We start from the raw sequence: 15,374 nt of genomic DNA, 5'->3' as shown, positions 1-15,374 counted from the left end.
ATCGTGAACAAAGATGAAACAATTCGAGATTTCCGCAGGGCGCGGCTGTTCGCCTATTCGGCGTCCATCGAGAAGATCTTGCCTGGGTTCATGATGTTGAGCGGGTCGAGCGCGGTCTTGATGGCACGCATCACATCGACCGCATCGCCGAGCTCGGCGTTGAGATAGCCACGCTTGCCCTGGCCGATGCCGTGTTCGCCCGTGCAGGTGCCGTCCATATCGAGCGCCCGTTCCGCAAGCCGCTTCATGAAGCCTTCCGCGTTCGCCACTTCAGCCGCGACGGCCGTATCGATCAAGAGGGACACGTGGAAATTGCCGTCGCCCACATGGCCGACGATCGGCGCTATGAGCCCGGCCGATTCCGCATCTGCCCGCGTCTCGTCGATACAGTCGGCAAGCCGAGATACGGGCACGCACACATCCGTCGCAACCGCCTTTGCGCCCGGCCTCAGCCCCAGGGAAGCCCAGTAGAAGTCGTGCCGCGCCTTCCATAGCCGCGATCGCTCCTCGGCCCGGCTCGCCGACTTCAGCTTCCCGCCGCCGTTGTCCTCGACGATAGCCGCGAAGGTTTCGGCCTGCTCGGCGACCGAGGCCGGGCTTCCGTGAAACTCGACGAAGAGATGCGGTGTCTCGGGCAGGTCCATCTTCGAGTAGGCATTCGTCGCCTTAATCGACAGCCCGTCGAGAAGCTCGATCCGCGCGATCGGAAGGCCCATCTGCACGGTCTGGATCACCGCATTCACCGCATTGGTCACGTCTTCAAACGGGCAGATGCCGGACAGGATCTGCTCGGGAATTCCGTAGAGCTTCAGGTTGAGCCGGGTAATGACGCCGAGAGTGCCTTCCGAGCCGACAAGGAGCCGTGTCAGGTCGTAGCCGGCAGAGGTCTTCTTCGCCCGGCGCGCGGTGCGGATAACCGTTCCGTCGGCCATTACGGCATGGAGCGCCACCACATTGTCTCGCATCGTCCCATAACGCACCGCGTTCGTGCCGGAGGCGCGTGTTGCGGCCATGCCGCCGAGCGAGGCGTTGGCGCCGGGGTCGATCGGAAAGAAGAGACCTGTGTCGCGCAGGTGCTCGTTCAGCGCCTCGCGGGTGACGCCCGGCTCGACGGTGCAGTCGAGGTCCTCGGCATTGACCGAAAGCACGCTGTCCATGCCGGACAGATCGAGCGACACGCCGCCGAAGGGCGCGTTTACGTGCCCCTCAAGGGACGAGCCGACACCGAAAGGCACGATCGGCATGCCGTGCCGGGCCGCGATCTTCACAAGCGCCTGAACCTCGGACTCGCTTCTCGCGAACAGCACCGCATCGGGCAGCTGGTTCGGAATATAGGTCGTCGTGTGGCTATGAGCCCGGCGCACGTCCTCGCCGGTCGCGAGCTGGTCGCCGAAGGTTTCGGATAGCTCGGCAAGCGCTGCCTCCGTCCCCGGCCGTCTGGGCCTGTCCTCGGCCAGGATGTCCGCCAGCGCCATCATATGTTCTCCCACGAAATTGCTGAAAGGAGTTTGGGGCTCGTATCCCTGCAATGCAATGTCTTCACGAGGGTAAGCGCGTGATGCCCTATGGCTTCATAGAGAAAGAAGCGTACACACGCGGCGCACCGCTGCCTGATAGCCCTCGACGCCGAAGCCCGCGATCACGCCGTTGGCCCTGCCCGAGACGAAGGAATGGTGCCGGAAAGCCTCGCGCTTGTGGACGTTCGAGATATGCACCTCGAAGACAAGCCCCTCGAATGCGTTCAGCGCATCCAGGATCGCGACCGAGGTGTGGGTGAAGGCAGCCGGATTGATGACGATCGCGGCCGATGTCTCGCGCGCTTCGTGAATCCAGTCGATGATCTCGTATTCCCGGTTCGACTGGTGGAAGCGGATGCTATGCCCCGCTTCGCCCGCCAGGGCCTCGCAATCGCGCTTCACATCGGCGAGCGTCTCGGTGCCGTAGATCTCCGGCTGGCGTTTGCCCAGCAGGTTGAGGTTCGGCCCGTTGAGGATCATGATCTCGGCCATGGCGCTTCCTCTGTTTTGCGGGGACGGAGGCGAGCATCAGCCGTAGTGGTTCTGCACGACGGCCTGCGCGATCTCCTCGCGGGCGATGATCCCGCGAATATCGTCGGCGCGCGGAATGCCTGCCGTATGTCCGATGACGATGGCGGTAGAGCGTGTCCGGCGATTCATGCGGGTGATGACGGAATTGAGGTTGTCCCGCGCCGAAACGATCACGTAGTCGAGCTGGGTAATGTCGGCGAGCGTCTGGTTGGCGAACCGGTCCGGCCTGTAGGGAACGGTACCAAAGCGCACGAAGCCCACAATGCGCTGGCCATCGGCAACGATCACGCGGGTCTTGTCGACCTCGATCTCCTTCAGCGCATCGGCGACCAGCATGCTCTGCTGCAGCACTGTCACATTCGTCGCCATCACCTCGCTCGCCCGCTGGACGAGGAACATGTTGGTCGTCCGGTCGGTCGGGATCGGCCGGCCGCGCGAGCGCAACTTGATCGTGTAGATGTCGGACGTGATGAGCGCCCTCCGAGTGCCGATGGCGATCGCCACCGCAAGCACCAGCGGAAGAATGATCTCGTAATCGCGCGTCATCTCGAAGATCATGACGATCGCGGTCATCGCGGCGCTGGTCGCGCCTCCCACCATCGCACCCATTCCGATGATCGCGAAGGTCTCCACGGTCAGCCCGCTTTCCGGGATCACCATGTTGCCGAGCAGCCCGATCGCCCCGCCGACCGTCGCGCCCATGAAGAGCGAGGGTGAGAAGACACCGCCCGACGCACCCGAACCAAGCGACACGCAGGTGGCGAAGAGCTTGCCCGCAAAGAGCAGAAGCAGAAGCCCGACCGACAGGATGCCGCCGGAGATGATGTCCTGGATGGTCGCATAGCCGACGCCCATCACGTGGTAATGGCCCGTGCCGAGATAGAAGGCATAACCCGACAGGCCGACGAACGTCATGCCAAGCATGTTCTGGAGATAGGGGTTCATCTTCGACTGCTCGAACACGTCCTCGGACCAGGCGAGGACCTTCACGAAGGCCCAGGCGGCGAGGCCTATGACGACGCCAAGGAATGCAGCCAGCACCAGTTCCCAGCCGTTGACGGCCTGCGTCGGCAAACCGCTGATCGGCACCAAGAAGGCCGATTCCACGCCCATTGCGAGGCGATAGACATAAGTGCTCGTGGCCGTTGCGACGACGACGGGCAGGAAGGTTCGGGTGGAGACTTCCGGCAGCAAAACTTCGGAGGCAAAGAGCACGCCGCCAAGCGGCGTGTTGAAGGTCGCAGCGATACCGGCACCCGCGCCCGCCGAAAGCAGTGTGATCTTCTGCGGCCGAACGAGGTTCAGCCGCCGCGCGAAGGTCGATCCGAACGAGGACCCGATCTGGATGATCGGTCCCTCGCGGCCCACGGAAGCCCCGGTGCCGATCGAGATCGCCGAGGCGAGCGACTTCACCAGCGCGACCACGCCGCGCACATTGCCGCGCTTGTGGTAGATCGCAAACATGACCTCGGGCACACCGTGCCCCTTTGCCTCCGGCGCGAAGTTCCGAACCAGCCAGACGACGATCAGCCCGCCGAGCACCGGAACGAGAATGATGCCAGCGCCCCAGACGCTGGGCGGCCCATATTCCAGCGGTTCGAGCTCGAACGAAAAGACGCCGTAGAACGCAAAATTACCGATCACCGCGATCAGATATTTGAAGACGATCGCCCCGAGCCCGGCGACGACCCCGACGATCAGCGCCAGGACGAGCAGCGTCCAGATCCGCACCTCCCGCTCGGGAGCCGGCTCGACTCCCTCCCCGCCGGCTTGCGCTTCGGACGATGGGACGGGTTCGACGGCGGACATGAAAGAAACTCGGAACTGGGTTGGGCGGTGAGGAAAATGACCTTGCCGCCGTCTTAGACCGCTCTCCGCCGTCACGCAAACCAGGATTCCGAACGATGCGAGCCGCACTGTTAAGCGCACAGCAATCGCATTATCGTTACTTTGAACCGGCTACTTCATTTAAGACGGCCGACGACTCACCCAAACAACGCCTCGCCCTGCTCGTCCACCACACGGCGCGCCTTGGCGAGAGCCGCGCTCTCGGCGTCGGTGCGGGACGGGAAGAGATCGGCGCGGATGAGACGATGGGATTTCGTCTCGCCGCCGATGTCCTTTTCGATGATCGCGGAAAGACGAAACTGCTCGCCCTCGGCCATCGGGGCGGGCGTGATCGTGAAGCCCTTGTAGTCTTCGGGCTCGCCGCGCAGCTCGGCTGCGCTTTCGGATTTGGAACCACCGCCGAAAAGGCGTTTCAGAAAAGATGCCATGCAGCCGATTTAGGGTGGACGCCGGCTCTCGGCAAAACGGAAAATCGCCTGACAAACAAAAAGGCGCCGCCTCAAAGCGACGCCTTGGTCATTCCGCCCGTTCTGGAACGTCAGGTGAAACGCAGATCAGCGGTCGTCGCTGTCCTCGTCTTCGCTCTTGCTCTTCATGGAGGAGAGTTTGGCGAAGACCGCGGCCGCGTCCAGTTCCTCGTCGTCGCTGTCGGCCTTGCTCGTGCCGGCACCGGCCGAGACCCAGTTTTCCGTCTGGGAGGCGGAGAGCAGACGCTCTTCCTCGGCCAGATCTTCGGGCTTCGGCGGCAGACCGCGCATCGCTTTCTCGACTTCGAGATCGAGGTCGATCTGGGTGCAGAGGCCGAGGGTCACGGGGTCCATCGGCACGAGATTGGCCGAATTCCAGTGGGTGCGCTCGCGGATCGCTTCGATCGTGTTCTTCGTCGTGCCGACGAGACGCGAGATCGCGGCGTTTTCAAGCTCGGAATGGTTGCGCACCAGCCAGAGGATGGCGTTCGGCCGGTCCTGGCGCTTGGAGACCGGCGTATAACGCGGCGCCTTGCGCTTGGCTTCCGGCACGCGAACCTTCGGCGGGGCGAGCTTCAGTTTCAGCTTGCCGTTCTTTTCCGCCTGCTCGATGTCATCGCGCGTCAGCTGACCGTTGAGGATCGGATCGAGCCCCTTGATCCCCGTTGCGGCTTCGCCATCGGCGATGGCCTTGATCTCGAGCGGATGCATGGAACAGAAATCGGCGATCTGGTCGAAGGACAAAGACGTGTTGTCGACGAGCCAGACGGCGGTCGCTTTCGGCATCAAAAGTTGCTGGGCCACGAATACAATCCTTCTCTTGCGCCGCTCCGGAGGGGCGGGCTGTGGGTATCACCACGATGTCCGGGAAATCGGTGTGTCTTATAAGGCTTCGAAAGCCTCGCCGCAACAAGACCGACCCGTCAAAATTGAAACATATGTTAGCAGGCACCCCGAGTTTCGCAGCTCAGATCACCAGGATCAGCACCGACAGGCCATAGAGAAGGAACACGCCGGTGGACTCAAAGCCGATATTGAGGAAGCCCCGCTTTTCCCGCTTCATCATGCCGAGCAGGATCAACGTCACCATCAGCATGGCGAAGAGCGCCGTCGCCTGGTCGTCGTCCGTCGCCGATTTGTAGATCGATTCCTCGGAGACGAAATCGGCCGCCGACAGGAACAGCACTTCGAAAGCGTTTCCGCCGATGATGTCGCCGACAGCAAGCCCGACCGCACCGATCCGCACCGCGGCGATCGCCGTCACCAGTTCCGGCAGGGAATTGGCGATGGCCGTGAACGTCGTACCGAACACGGTCTGCGAAACGCCGGTCAGCCCAACGAGGGCGATCGACACCTCGCCGATCGCATAGCCCGCTAAAGCTGTGATCCCGGCATAGAGGAGGAAAAGCAGCCAGAGCGTCCTGTCTGGCCGGTCCTCGTCGCTTTCGGACGCATCGGATTCCTCCTCACGCGTCTCGTCCGTCTGCTTGGCGAACCACATGTCCTCGGCGCGGACCTGCCGCAAAAGAATGAGACCGCCGATATAGGTGATCGGCAGGAGCACCGAGATCGGATGGACGCCGAATACGCTGATGCCGGTCGTCACCGAGCCGATCAGCGCCATGCACAGAAGCGCATTGAGAAGAATGCCCTGCGCCAGCGCGACAGGTGTTGCCGCGGCATGCTCGAGATTGGCGCGGCGGTAGAAGAGATCGGCGACCGCGATGAACAGCGTCTGCGCCGTCAGCCCGCCCAGCGCATTGCCGATCGCAAGTTCCGGAAAGCCCTGGTAGGCCGTCGAGACCGAGGTGATCGCGCCCGGCAGCGAGGTCGAGACGCCGACGAAGAGAGCGCCGGCAACCACCTCCCCCATGCCCGTGCGATCGGCCAGTTCGTCCGCGATCGTCGAGAGCTTCACGCCGGCGAACGCGATCGCGGCGGCCGAGAGGATGAATAGGACGATGTTCGCCGTCAGCCCCAAGCTTGCAAAGTCGAACATTGATAAACCTTCATCGATGACAGGTGCCGCCTCGCGGCGTCAGATGGCTTTGCACGGCTCGAATTCGGTCTGGGGCCTCTGCAAATCCTGCAAAAGCCGCCACCGGAGCAAGCGATTGTTCAGCCGGTTTTGCCGGTCCTCAGCACGATCTTGCCGATGTGATCTTCATCGAGATGCCGGTGCGCCTCTGCTGCATCCTCCATCGGATAAGTCTTCTCCATGACCGGCCCCACTTTGCCGCTGGCCAGAAGCGGCACGACGAGCCGTTCGAGATCGCGGGCAATCTCGGCCTTGAACTCGACGGGCCGCGCCCGAAGCGTCGATCCGGTGAAGACGAGACGCTTCACCATGATCCGGCTGAGATCGATCTCCGCCTTCGGACCCTTGAGGAAGGCGATCTGCACGATCCGGCCTTCTACCGCGGCGCATTCGAGATTTCGGTTCGCATAATCGCCGCCCACCATATCGAGAATGACGTCGGCGCCATGACCGTCGGTCGCCGCCTTCAGGGCTTCGACGAAGTCAGTGTCCTTGTAGTTGAAGCAGTGTTCGGCACCGAGCTTTTCCGCTGCCGCGCATTTTTCCGCGCTTCCGGCTGTTGCAAAGACGCGGGCACCGAAGTGCTTCGCAAGCTGAATCGCGGTAGTCCCGATGCCGCTCGTGCCGCCATGGACGAGAAACACCTCGCCCTTTGTCAGCCCGGCCCGCATGAAGACATTGCTCCACACGGTGAAGTAGGTTTCGGGCACGGCCGCAGCTTGTTCGAAGCTCATGCTTTCCGGCACATGGATGGCGTTCGTCTCGTGGACCGTCACCGCCTCGGCATAGCCGCCGCCGGGAACGAGCGCCATCACACGGTCGCCGATCTCGAAACGCGAGGCGCCCTCGCCCAGCGCATCGACGGTGCCGGCGACTTCCAGCCCCGGCCATTCCGGCGCGCCTTCCGGCGGCGGATAGACACCCTTGCGCTGCATCGCATCCGGCCGGTTGACGCCGGCGGCCGCCACCGCGATGCCGATTTCTCCAGCGCGGGGCTGAGGTTTCGGGCGCGTCTCGGGGACGAGCACCTCCGGGCCGCCAAACCCCTTCAGCCCGATAATCCGCATGTCGTTTGCTTCAGCCACGTCCTGGTCCTTCCGCGATTTTCCACTGCGGGCGGCACTTAGTGAAGAAATCGATGATGGGGAGGCTGCCCGTTAATTCTCGATCAAGGTTTACAGTGTTTAATCAAGATAGTTCGGAACCGGTTCATTCGAGCGGGTGCCGGATAGATGAGGCTCTCTGCGAGCGCCTCGTTTGACGCCTCCCTGTTGAAACTCCTGAGAGCCGTTTTCAACGGCTCTTTTTTTTCGCCCGAGTTTCCTTTCTCGCGCAGGCCGGCCCTGTAACTTACCGTCGGCGCATGCTATTCATCCACAAGCACGTTCAACCTGTTAACCGTTCTTAACCACCGATTATTGCGTTTGGGCCGTTAACCCGGCATCTTCGCAGGCGGTAATCAGAGCCGGCTTATGATTGACGATGCCAGGCGGGTGGAGCACTTTTCGATTTTATGAGCCATAGCACGAACGACAGCACGAACGCTGCGGCGCCGGTGCGCCTCGCCGAACACAAGGCCAATAGCCGCGCGTTCCAGCCCATGTTCGACGAGGGCATGGCGCTTGTGGACGAGACGGCCAGCTATCTCGACGGCGATGGTCGTTCGGCCTCCAAGGCTCTGCCGAAGCCGGTGTCTACGCTTTATGCCGCCGAATCCATGCGGTTGACGACGCGCCTCATGCAGATGGCCTCATGGCTTCTTCTCCAGCGCGCCCTCAACGAGGGCGACATGACCCGCGCGCAGGTCGAGTCGGAAAAGCAGAAGGTCCGTCTCAACGGCGATGCCGAGACCTCCGACGACGCCAATTTCGCCTATCTTCCGGATCAGTTTCGCGATCTCGTCATGCGTGCCACGCTGCTGGAGCGCCGCATCGCCATTCTCGACCGCGAGCTTTACGGCGTTTCGCGAACCTTAGACGACCGGCCCGTGGGCAATCCCGTCGGCGAACAGCTCAACCTTTTGAAGACCGTCTTCCACCGGTAGTTTCCCGCGCCAAAACAAAGGCCTGATGCGTGGGCGGCACGCCTTCCCAAACCGGGAGCGAGCCCCTACCGTCTCTGTCATGCGCGCCAACCTCTTCTCGATTCCGCTTCGCTCTCCGTTTCTTCCGACGCTCGCCGGCAGCCTGCTCGATGGCAGTCTGGATGTCGGCTATCGGTATGACGGCGATCCGCTTTCCCTTGCCGATGTCCTGATCTATGTGCCGACGCGGCGCGCCGCCCGATCCCTTGCCTTCGCGTTTCAGGCACGCCTTGGCGACAAGGCCGCGATCCTGCCGCAGATCCGTCCGATCGGCGAAGGTGATGAGGCCGAGCTCATGCCGGGCGCTGACCCGGCGATGGCGCTAAAGCCGGTGATGGGCGAACTCGAGCGCCGTCTGGAACTCGCCCGTCTCGTGCGCCGCTGGCGCTCCATGACACGCGAGGCGGAACTGAAGGCGCTCTTTGGATCGGAGGATGTGGCCTTGCCCGCCTCGGCCGCCGATGCCCTCTATCTCGCCGCCGACCTCGGTTCGCTTCTCGATGAGATCGAGACCGAGGGCGTTTCATTTTCGCAGCTCGGCGATCTCGCGCCGGAAGAGCTGACGGAGTGGTGGCGACTGACCCTCACCTTCCTCTCCATCGTCACAAAGCACTGGCCCGATCAGCTTGAGGCGGATGGCCGCATCAGCGAAGCGCGCGCCAAGAACGAATGGCTGAAGAACGAGGCGGATCGGCTGCGCGAGCATCCCCCGGCCGGCCCCGTGATTCTCGCCGGTTCGACGGCGACCGCACCGCAGACGATCGCCTTGATGCGCGTCATCGCGAATATGGAAAAAGGCGCGGTCGTTCTTCCCGGCCTTGATCATGCGCTGAACGACAAGGCGTTCTCGCTGATCGATCGCAGCCTCGCCATCGCCTCGCCGGGCCATCCGCAATACGGGCTGAAGCGTATTCTGAACGGCCTCGTGATCGGCCGGGACAGCGTGGGCGTGCTCAGCGCTGACGACCGCCTTCTTGCGCGCGAACGCTTTCTCTCCGATGCGCTCCGACCTGCGGAGACAACCGAACACTGGAGCGAGAGCGCGGAAGAGCATGGAAACTCTGCGCTCGACGAGGTCTCGCTGATCGAGGCCGCCGAGCCACGCGAGGAAGCGCTCGCCATCGCCTGCGCCATGCGCGACGCCCTTTCCGAGCCCGAAGCCACCTGCGCCCTCGTCACGCCGGACCGCAATCTCGCCCGCCGTGTCGTCATCGAGCTCGAACGCTTCGGGATCCGCGCAAACGATTCCGCCGGCCGGCCTCTCACGACGACCGCGCCGGGCACCCTCGCCTCGACCCTCGTGTCAGTCGCCTTCGCACCGGGCGACCCAATCCCGCTTCTGGCGCTCCTGAAGCATCCGCTGGTCCGGCTCGGCATGACCTCGGCCAAAGCCCGGCGTGCGGCCCGCGCGATAGAGCTCATCGCCCTTCGTGGATCGGTCGAATTCGCCGATGCCGCGAAACTCTCCGAGATCGTCGAACGGCGGCTTCTGGGTTCCGCGCGAGCCGGCGACGACGCGGCAACGCCCGACATCCCGAAAGAGGACCGGGTGCGTCTGTCGCGGCCAGCGCAACTCGTGACGGACGAGGACCGCGCACTCGCCCAGACATTCGCGCAATCCTTCCATGACGCGATTGCCCCGCTGGTTGCCCTACGCGGCGAACAGCCCCGCGAGCTCGCCGATTACGCGACGGTGCTGGCCGGCGTCCTCGAAGCCCTTGCCTCAGACGAGAAGGGCCGACCGCGCGAACTTTATGCCAAAGAGCCGGGACGCGCCTTCCAGGAGTTTCTGTCCGGCCTCGTCTCGGCACCGCGCACGGGATTCGCCTTTCCTGCCAGCGAGCTGGAGGACGTGATCGACGCCCTGATGGCAGGGATCACGGTGCGCCCGCGCGGCGGTCTTTCGGCGAGAGCCTTCGTCTGGGGCACGCTCGAAGCCCGGCTTCAAAGTGTCGACACCGCTATACTCGGCGGTCTCAACGAAGGCACCTGGCCGGCCGGTGCGCGAAACGGAGCCTTCCTCTCGCGCATGATGCGCCGGGATATCGCGCTCGATCCGCCGGAGCGCCGCATTGGCCTTGCGGCCCACGACTTCTGGATGGCCATGGGCGCAAGGCGGGTCATTCTCACCCGCTCGACCAAAGAGGGCGGCGCCCCCACCATCGCCGCACGCTGGGTTCAGCGCATGAGCGCACTCGCCGGCAAAGAGATGACGCGCGCGCTCAAGGCTCGCGGCGCGATCTATGTCGAGGCCGCGCGCCGGCTGGAAGACGCCGGGCGCAGCGAGGCCGCCGCGCGCCCCAAACCCAAACCGCCGGTCGAGAAGCGCCCGAAACGCTATTCCGTCACCGAAGTCGAGACTCTCATCCGCGACCCTTACGCCATTCACGCGGCGAAGATCCTCAAGCTCGAACCGCTCGATCCGCTGATGCGCTCACCCGATGCCGCCGAGCGCGGCTCGCTCTATCACGCGATCCTCTCGGACTTCGTTCAGAACCATCACGATCCCATGGCAGAGACCGCACTCGATCACCTGCTGGAGATCGCCCGCACCCGCTTCGACAAAGAGCAGCTGCCCGCAGAGATCGAAGCGTTCTGGGGGCCGCGCATGGAGGCGATCGCGGCTGGCTATCTCGACTGGGAGCGGGGCCGAAACGCCGGGGTCGTCGTCCGAAATGCCGAAATCTCTGGGGGTATCAAGGTCACCGGCATCGACATCGAACTCGTCGGCAAGGCCGACCGGATCGACACCATGAAGGACGGCTCGATCGAGATCATCGACTTCAAGACCGGCACCGCGCCGTCGGTCGCGCAGGCCCGCGCGCTTCTTGCACCGCAGATGCCGCTCGAAGGCGGCATGGCTCTGCGCGGCGGGTTTGAAGCCGTGAAGGATACCGATCGCATTCACGATCTCACCTATGTCCGGCTGCGCGAGCGTGAGGTCTACCCGGAAGGTCTCGCCAAACCCGCGACGAAAACCGCCGAACCCGTCGATCCGATGGATCTTTCCATCGCAGCCATCACGAAGTTCGAAGCTCTCGCCGCGAAATACCAGATGGCAGACACGCCCTTCACCTCACGTTTCCGCCCCGCCTATGCCGGTGAGTTCACGGGCCCCTACGATCATCTGGCGCGGGCCCGCGAATGGGCCGTCGCGGGCGGTGCGACCGAAGGGACGTCGGACGAATGAGTACGTTTGCCGTCAGCGATTACACGGCGCAGCAGCAGAAGATTGCCGCCGATCCGAACCTTTCGGTTTTCGTCTCCGCCAATGCCGGTGCCGGCAAAACCCATGTCCTCACCGAGCGCGTGGTGCGGCTCCTGCTCGCGGGCTTCGATCCGTCGAAGATCCTGTGCCTCACCTTCACCAAGGCGGCGGCTGCCGAGATGTCGAACCGTGTCTTTGCACGCCTCGGCGCCTGGGCGGTGATGGACGAAGACGCGCTTGCCGGCGAAATTGCGAAGCTCGAAGGTCGCGCTCCCAAGCCAGAGCGCATCAATCAGGCGCGCCAGCTGTTTGCGCGCGCGCTGGAGACGCCGGGCGGGTTGAAAATCCAGACGATTCACGCCTTCTGCGAGGCGATCCTCCACCAGTTTCCGCTCGAAGCCAATGTCGCCGGCCATTTCGAGGTTCTGGACGATGCCGAAAGCCGCCTCATGCTGGGCGAGGTGCGACGCCGCCTCGTCACGGGGGCTGCCGCGCTGGCGTCCGGGCGGGACGCCGCACGAGAATTGCGCGAGGCCTTCGCGGAGGCGCTCGCGATCGGCGGCGAATTCGGTTTCGACGGATTGCTCGGCGAGATCGTCCAGAAGCGGGACGATATCCGCCGCCATATCGATGAGCAGGGCGGCCTCAACGGCGCGATTGCCGCTCTCGCCGCCGGCCTCGACATCGATCCGGCTGCCGACGAGGCGACCATTCTCTCGGGCCTCGGTCCCATTCCGGGCCTTGACCCGAGCGCCTGCGATATCGCCCTCCATCTCGCCGAGCGAAGCGACAAGAAGACAGATCAACGCCTCATCGACTTGCTGCCCGCTCTGAAGGCCGCGAACGATCCCAGCGAACGGCTCACCGTCCTCAGGCAAATCGTCATGACCCAGGCCGGTACGCGCCGCGCCTCGGTCGCGACCAAAGCCGTCACCGGCGAATTTCCCGATCTGCCCGAACGCGTTGCCGAAGCTCAGGATTATGTGGAGACGGCCGAGGATCGCCTCGCCGCCTTGAGGCTGTTCCGCGCCTCGCGGGCCGCCCTCGTCATCGCCGATGCGCTGGAGCGCGACTACGCTCTCCTGAAGCGCCGCCGGGGCCGGCTCGATTTCACCGATCTCATCGCCCGGACCGCCGACCTCCTCACCCGCTCGGAAGCTGCGGCATGGGTCCATTACAAGCTCGATCAGGGCATCGACCACATTCTCATCGACGAGGCGCAGGATACGAGCCCGCGCCAGTGGCAGGTGATGCGCCAGCTCGTCGACGAGTTCTTCGTGGGCCGCTCCACCCACAACCGCACGCGAACCGTCTTCGCGGTCGGCGACGAGAAGCAGTCGATCTACTCCTTCCAGGGCGCCTCGCCCCACATGTTCGATCTCGAACGCCGGACGGTGAAGGCGAAGGCCGATGCGGCGGGCCTCGAATTCGCGCCGGTCTCGCTCAACCAGTCGTTCCGCACCCTCGAAACCGTCCTCAACGCGGTGGATCAGGTCTTCGAAGCGCCCGAGAGTCGGCAGGGTCTTTCGACGAGCGGAGAGAAACCCGTCCACACCTCCGCGCGGCAGGACGGTGAAGGCCTCGTCGAGATCTGGCCGACCATACAGGCCGAGAGCGCCGTCGAGCCGGAAAGCTGGCTCGATCCGATGGACGAGGAGCCGAAATCCTCGCCCGCCTATCGGCTCGCCCAGCGTATCGCGGATCAGATCGCGGAATGGATCGGCGATCCGGTCGTGGAAAAGGGAACGACGCGGCGGCTCGATGCGGGCGATGTCATGATCCTGGTGCGCAAGCGCACGAGCTTCATCCCGGCCATGACGGCGGCCCTGCGCGATCGCGATATCTCTGTCGCCGGCGCCGACCGGCTGACCATTACCGAGCACATCGCCGTTCAGGATCTCGTGGCGCTTGGCCGGGTCGCGACGAATTTCGAGGACGATCTTTCGCTTGCCGCGCTCCTCAAGAGCCCGCTCTTCGCATTCACCGACGACGAACTGATGGCGCTCGCGTTGTCCCGTGGCGAGCGCGAGCATCTTTCGGCAGGATTGCGCAAGCTCGGCGGGGAGGATGGTCCCGGACGCATTCCCGACTGGTATCCTGACGGCGAGGCCTCTGAGCGCCTTCTTGAAAAGGCGAGATACGCGATCGTCCGCCTCGACGACCTTCGAAACCGGACGGGTTTTGAATCCGTCTTCACCTTCTATGCCCGCATTCTTGGCCCGGAAGGCGGAAGGTCGAAGCTCATGGCCCGCCTCGGGCGCGACACGAGCGATGTCATCGACGCCTTTCTCGATCTCGCCCTTGCCGAGGATACGGCTGGCGTCTCGGGCCTGGACGCCTTTCTCAGCGACCTCGAAGCCTCGCCGCCCGAAATCAAGCGCGAGATGGAGGGCGGCCGCCGCGAGGTGCGCATCATGACGACCCATGCCTCGAAGGGTCTCGAAGCGCCCGTCGTCTTCCTGGTCGATCCGGGGTCCGCGCCGTTTCACGGCTCGCATGGGTCCCGCCTGATGCGGTGGGAGGAGATGCCCGGTCTCATCGCCGATCAGGCGCCCGGCTTCCTCTGGCGCGCGTCGAAAGAGGTGGAGAGTTCGGCAATCACTGCGTTGCGGGAAGCCGAGAAACAGCGCGCTGAGGAGGAGTATCGCCGCCTTCTTTATGTGGGCATGACACGTGCGGCCGAGCGTCTCGTCGTCTGCGGCATGTCGGGGACACGCGGCCCCAGTGAAGAGGCTTGGCGCGAGCGCGTCGAGGCGGCCCTGTTGCCCCGCGCTCAGCACATCACGAACGAGGCTGGCGAAACCATGTGCTGGCGCATCGGAAGCAGGCGGACGGGGCCGGTGGGCGACGTCCTGTCCGAACCCCATAAGCCTGCGGCGCGGCGCCTCGATCTGTCGAAGCTTGAAGAAGACGTGCCGCCCCCTCGCCCGCTCACGCCATCCTCGGCCGGTGCTGCCTTCGAGGCGGACGAGGCAGATCCCGATACGGACGAAGCGCCTGCCATGTCGGGAGATCCCGACATCTCAGGAGATGAAGCGTCGGCTTACGTCTCGCCGGTCCTCGGCGCCTCGGCGACGCCTTCGTTCGGCATTCAGCGCGGTCTACTCGTCCACCGCCTTCTCCAGCATCTGCCGACGGTCCCGCGCGAGGAACGCAAAGCCATCGCCGAGGCCTATGCAAGACGTGCCCTCCCCGAAGCAGGCAACGCCCATCGCGAACGGCTCCTCGCATCCGTTCACCGGCTAATGGACGACGAAGCCTTTGCCCATGTCTTTGCCGAAGGAAGCCGCGCGGAAGTCGCGATCGCGGGCATGGTCCGGATCGGCCGGACGGATTATGCCGTGAACGGCACGATCGACCGGCTGTCGGTGACCGAGAACGAGGTGCTGATCGTCGACTTCAAAACAAACCGGCCACCGCCGCAAACGCTCGCCGATGTCCCGAAGGACTATATTCGTCAGCTCGCCATCTATCGGGCGCTCATCCTTCAGATCTATCCGGGGCGCGACGTGCGCGCGGCACTGCTTTTCACGGAAGGCCCGCACTTCATCACCCTTGACACGGCGGTGATGGAGGCAGCGCTCGGAATTCCGGAAAATGGTTCTCAATCGAAGCCAAATCAGGGTACGCCCACGGCTTGAATCCGGGTGACCCAGCGTCTACCTGTTTGCCAACAGCGAAC

Annotated in this window: 10 protein-coding genes; 3 read left to right on the top strand and 7 right to left on the bottom strand. The window is 63.9% G+C overall.

Features of this window, described 5'->3' with window-relative positions; genetic code table 11:
* Positions 1–53: 53 nt before the first annotated feature.
* The 7 genes from ABDX79_RS00225 to ABDX79_RS00195 form a co-directional block, all read right to left on the bottom strand.
* The gene (locus ABDX79_RS00225; RefSeq protein ID WP_346218866.1) at positions 54–1,475 is read right to left on the bottom strand and encodes an FAD-binding oxidoreductase; all 1,422 of its coding nucleotides are present in this window, start codon (positions 1,473–1,475) and stop codon (positions 54–56) included.
* 96 nt (positions 1,476–1,571) lie between these two features.
* Entirely contained in the window at positions 1,572–2,009 is a 438-nt protein-coding gene (gene aroQ, locus ABDX79_RS00220; protein ID WP_346218251.1) for a type II 3-dehydroquinate dehydratase, read from the bottom strand.
* Between the two features lie 36 nt (positions 2,010–2,045).
* Positions 2,046–3,857 carry a chloride channel protein gene (locus ABDX79_RS00215; protein WP_346218250.1) on the bottom strand — a complete coding sequence of 604 codons (1,812 nt, stop codon included), beginning with the start codon at positions 3,855–3,857 and terminating at the stop codon, positions 2,046–2,048.
* Between the two features lie 176 nt (positions 3,858–4,033).
* Positions 4,034–4,324 carry an HlyU family transcriptional regulator gene (locus tag ABDX79_RS00210; protein ID WP_346218249.1) on the bottom strand — a complete coding sequence of 97 codons (291 nt, stop codon included), beginning with the start codon at positions 4,322–4,324 and terminating at the stop codon, positions 4,034–4,036.
* A 126-nt stretch (positions 4,325–4,450) separates the two neighbouring features.
* A complete protein-coding gene (locus ABDX79_RS00205) occupies positions 4,451–5,167 on the bottom strand; it encodes a DUF1013 domain-containing protein (protein ID WP_346218248.1) in 717 nt (238 codons plus the stop codon).
* 163 nt (positions 5,168–5,330) lie between these two features.
* Positions 5,331–6,362, bottom strand: coding sequence for a sodium:calcium antiporter (locus tag ABDX79_RS00200; protein WP_346218247.1), 1,032 nt, complete (start codon positions 6,360–6,362; stop codon positions 5,331–5,333).
* Positions 6,363–6,481: 119 nt separating this feature from the next.
* Entirely contained in the window at positions 6,482–7,468 is a 987-nt protein-coding gene (locus tag ABDX79_RS00195; RefSeq protein WP_346218865.1) for an NAD(P)H-quinone oxidoreductase, read from the bottom strand.
* Positions 7,469–7,914: 446 nt separating this feature from the next.
* On the opposite strand from ABDX79_RS00195, the gene rcdA reads away from it, so the two are divergent.
* From rcdA to addA, 3 genes are all read left to right on the top strand, one after another.
* Positions 7,915–8,445, top strand: coding sequence for a protease adaptor protein RcdA (rcdA, locus tag ABDX79_RS00190; RefSeq protein ID WP_346218246.1), 531 nt, complete (start codon positions 7,915–7,917; stop codon positions 8,443–8,445).
* Between the two features lie 79 nt (positions 8,446–8,524).
* Positions 8,525–11,674: a double-strand break repair protein AddB gene (gene addB, locus ABDX79_RS00185; RefSeq protein WP_346218245.1), complete on the top strand. Its 3,150-nt coding sequence runs from the start codon at positions 8,525–8,527 to the stop codon at positions 11,672–11,674.
* Positions 11,671–15,333, top strand: a complete 3,663-nt coding sequence (addA, locus tag ABDX79_RS00180) for a double-strand break repair helicase AddA (RefSeq protein ID WP_346218244.1) — start codon at positions 11,671–11,673, stop codon at positions 15,331–15,333. Before addB ends, addA begins: the two co-directional genes overlap by 4 nt.
* Positions 15,334–15,374: the final 41 nt, after the last annotated feature.

The organism is Fulvimarina fulva (assembly GCF_039652615.1).
In the GTDB taxonomy this organism is placed as follows: domain Bacteria; phylum Pseudomonadota; class Alphaproteobacteria; order Rhizobiales; family Rhizobiaceae; genus Fulvimarina.
This window is presented reverse-complemented; position numbering and strand designations above follow the sequence as displayed.

Bases quoted from the DNA above. Each gene is read 5' to 3' on its own strand.
- ABDX79_RS00225 (WP_346218866.1), bottom strand. From the start codon at position 1,475: ATGGCGCTGGCGGACATCCTGGCCGAGGACAGGCCCAGACGGCCGGGG.
- aroQ (WP_346218251.1), bottom strand. From the start codon at position 2,009: ATGGCCGAGATCATGATCCTCAACGGGCCGAACCTCAACCTGCTGGGC.
- ABDX79_RS00215 (WP_346218250.1), bottom strand. From the start codon at position 3,857: ATGTCCGCCGTCGAACCCGTCCCATCGTCCGAAGCGCAAGCCGGCGGG.
- ABDX79_RS00210 (WP_346218249.1), bottom strand. From the start codon at position 4,324: ATGGCATCTTTTCTGAAACGCCTTTTCGGCGGTGGTTCCAAATCCGAA.
- ABDX79_RS00200 (WP_346218247.1), bottom strand. From the start codon at position 6,362: ATGTTCGACTTTGCAAGCTTGGGGCTGACGGCGAACATCGTCCTATTC.
- ABDX79_RS00195 (WP_346218865.1), bottom strand. From the start codon at position 7,468: ATGCGGATTATCGGGCTGAAGGGGTTTGGCGGCCCGGAGGTGCTCGTC.
- rcdA (WP_346218246.1), top strand. From the start codon at position 7,915: ATGAGCCATAGCACGAACGACAGCACGAACGCTGCGGCGCCGGTGCGC.
- addB (WP_346218245.1), top strand. From the start codon at position 8,525: ATGCGCGCCAACCTCTTCTCGATTCCGCTTCGCTCTCCGTTTCTTCCG.
- addA (WP_346218244.1), top strand. From the start codon at position 11,671: ATGAGTACGTTTGCCGTCAGCGATTACACGGCGCAGCAGCAGAAGATT.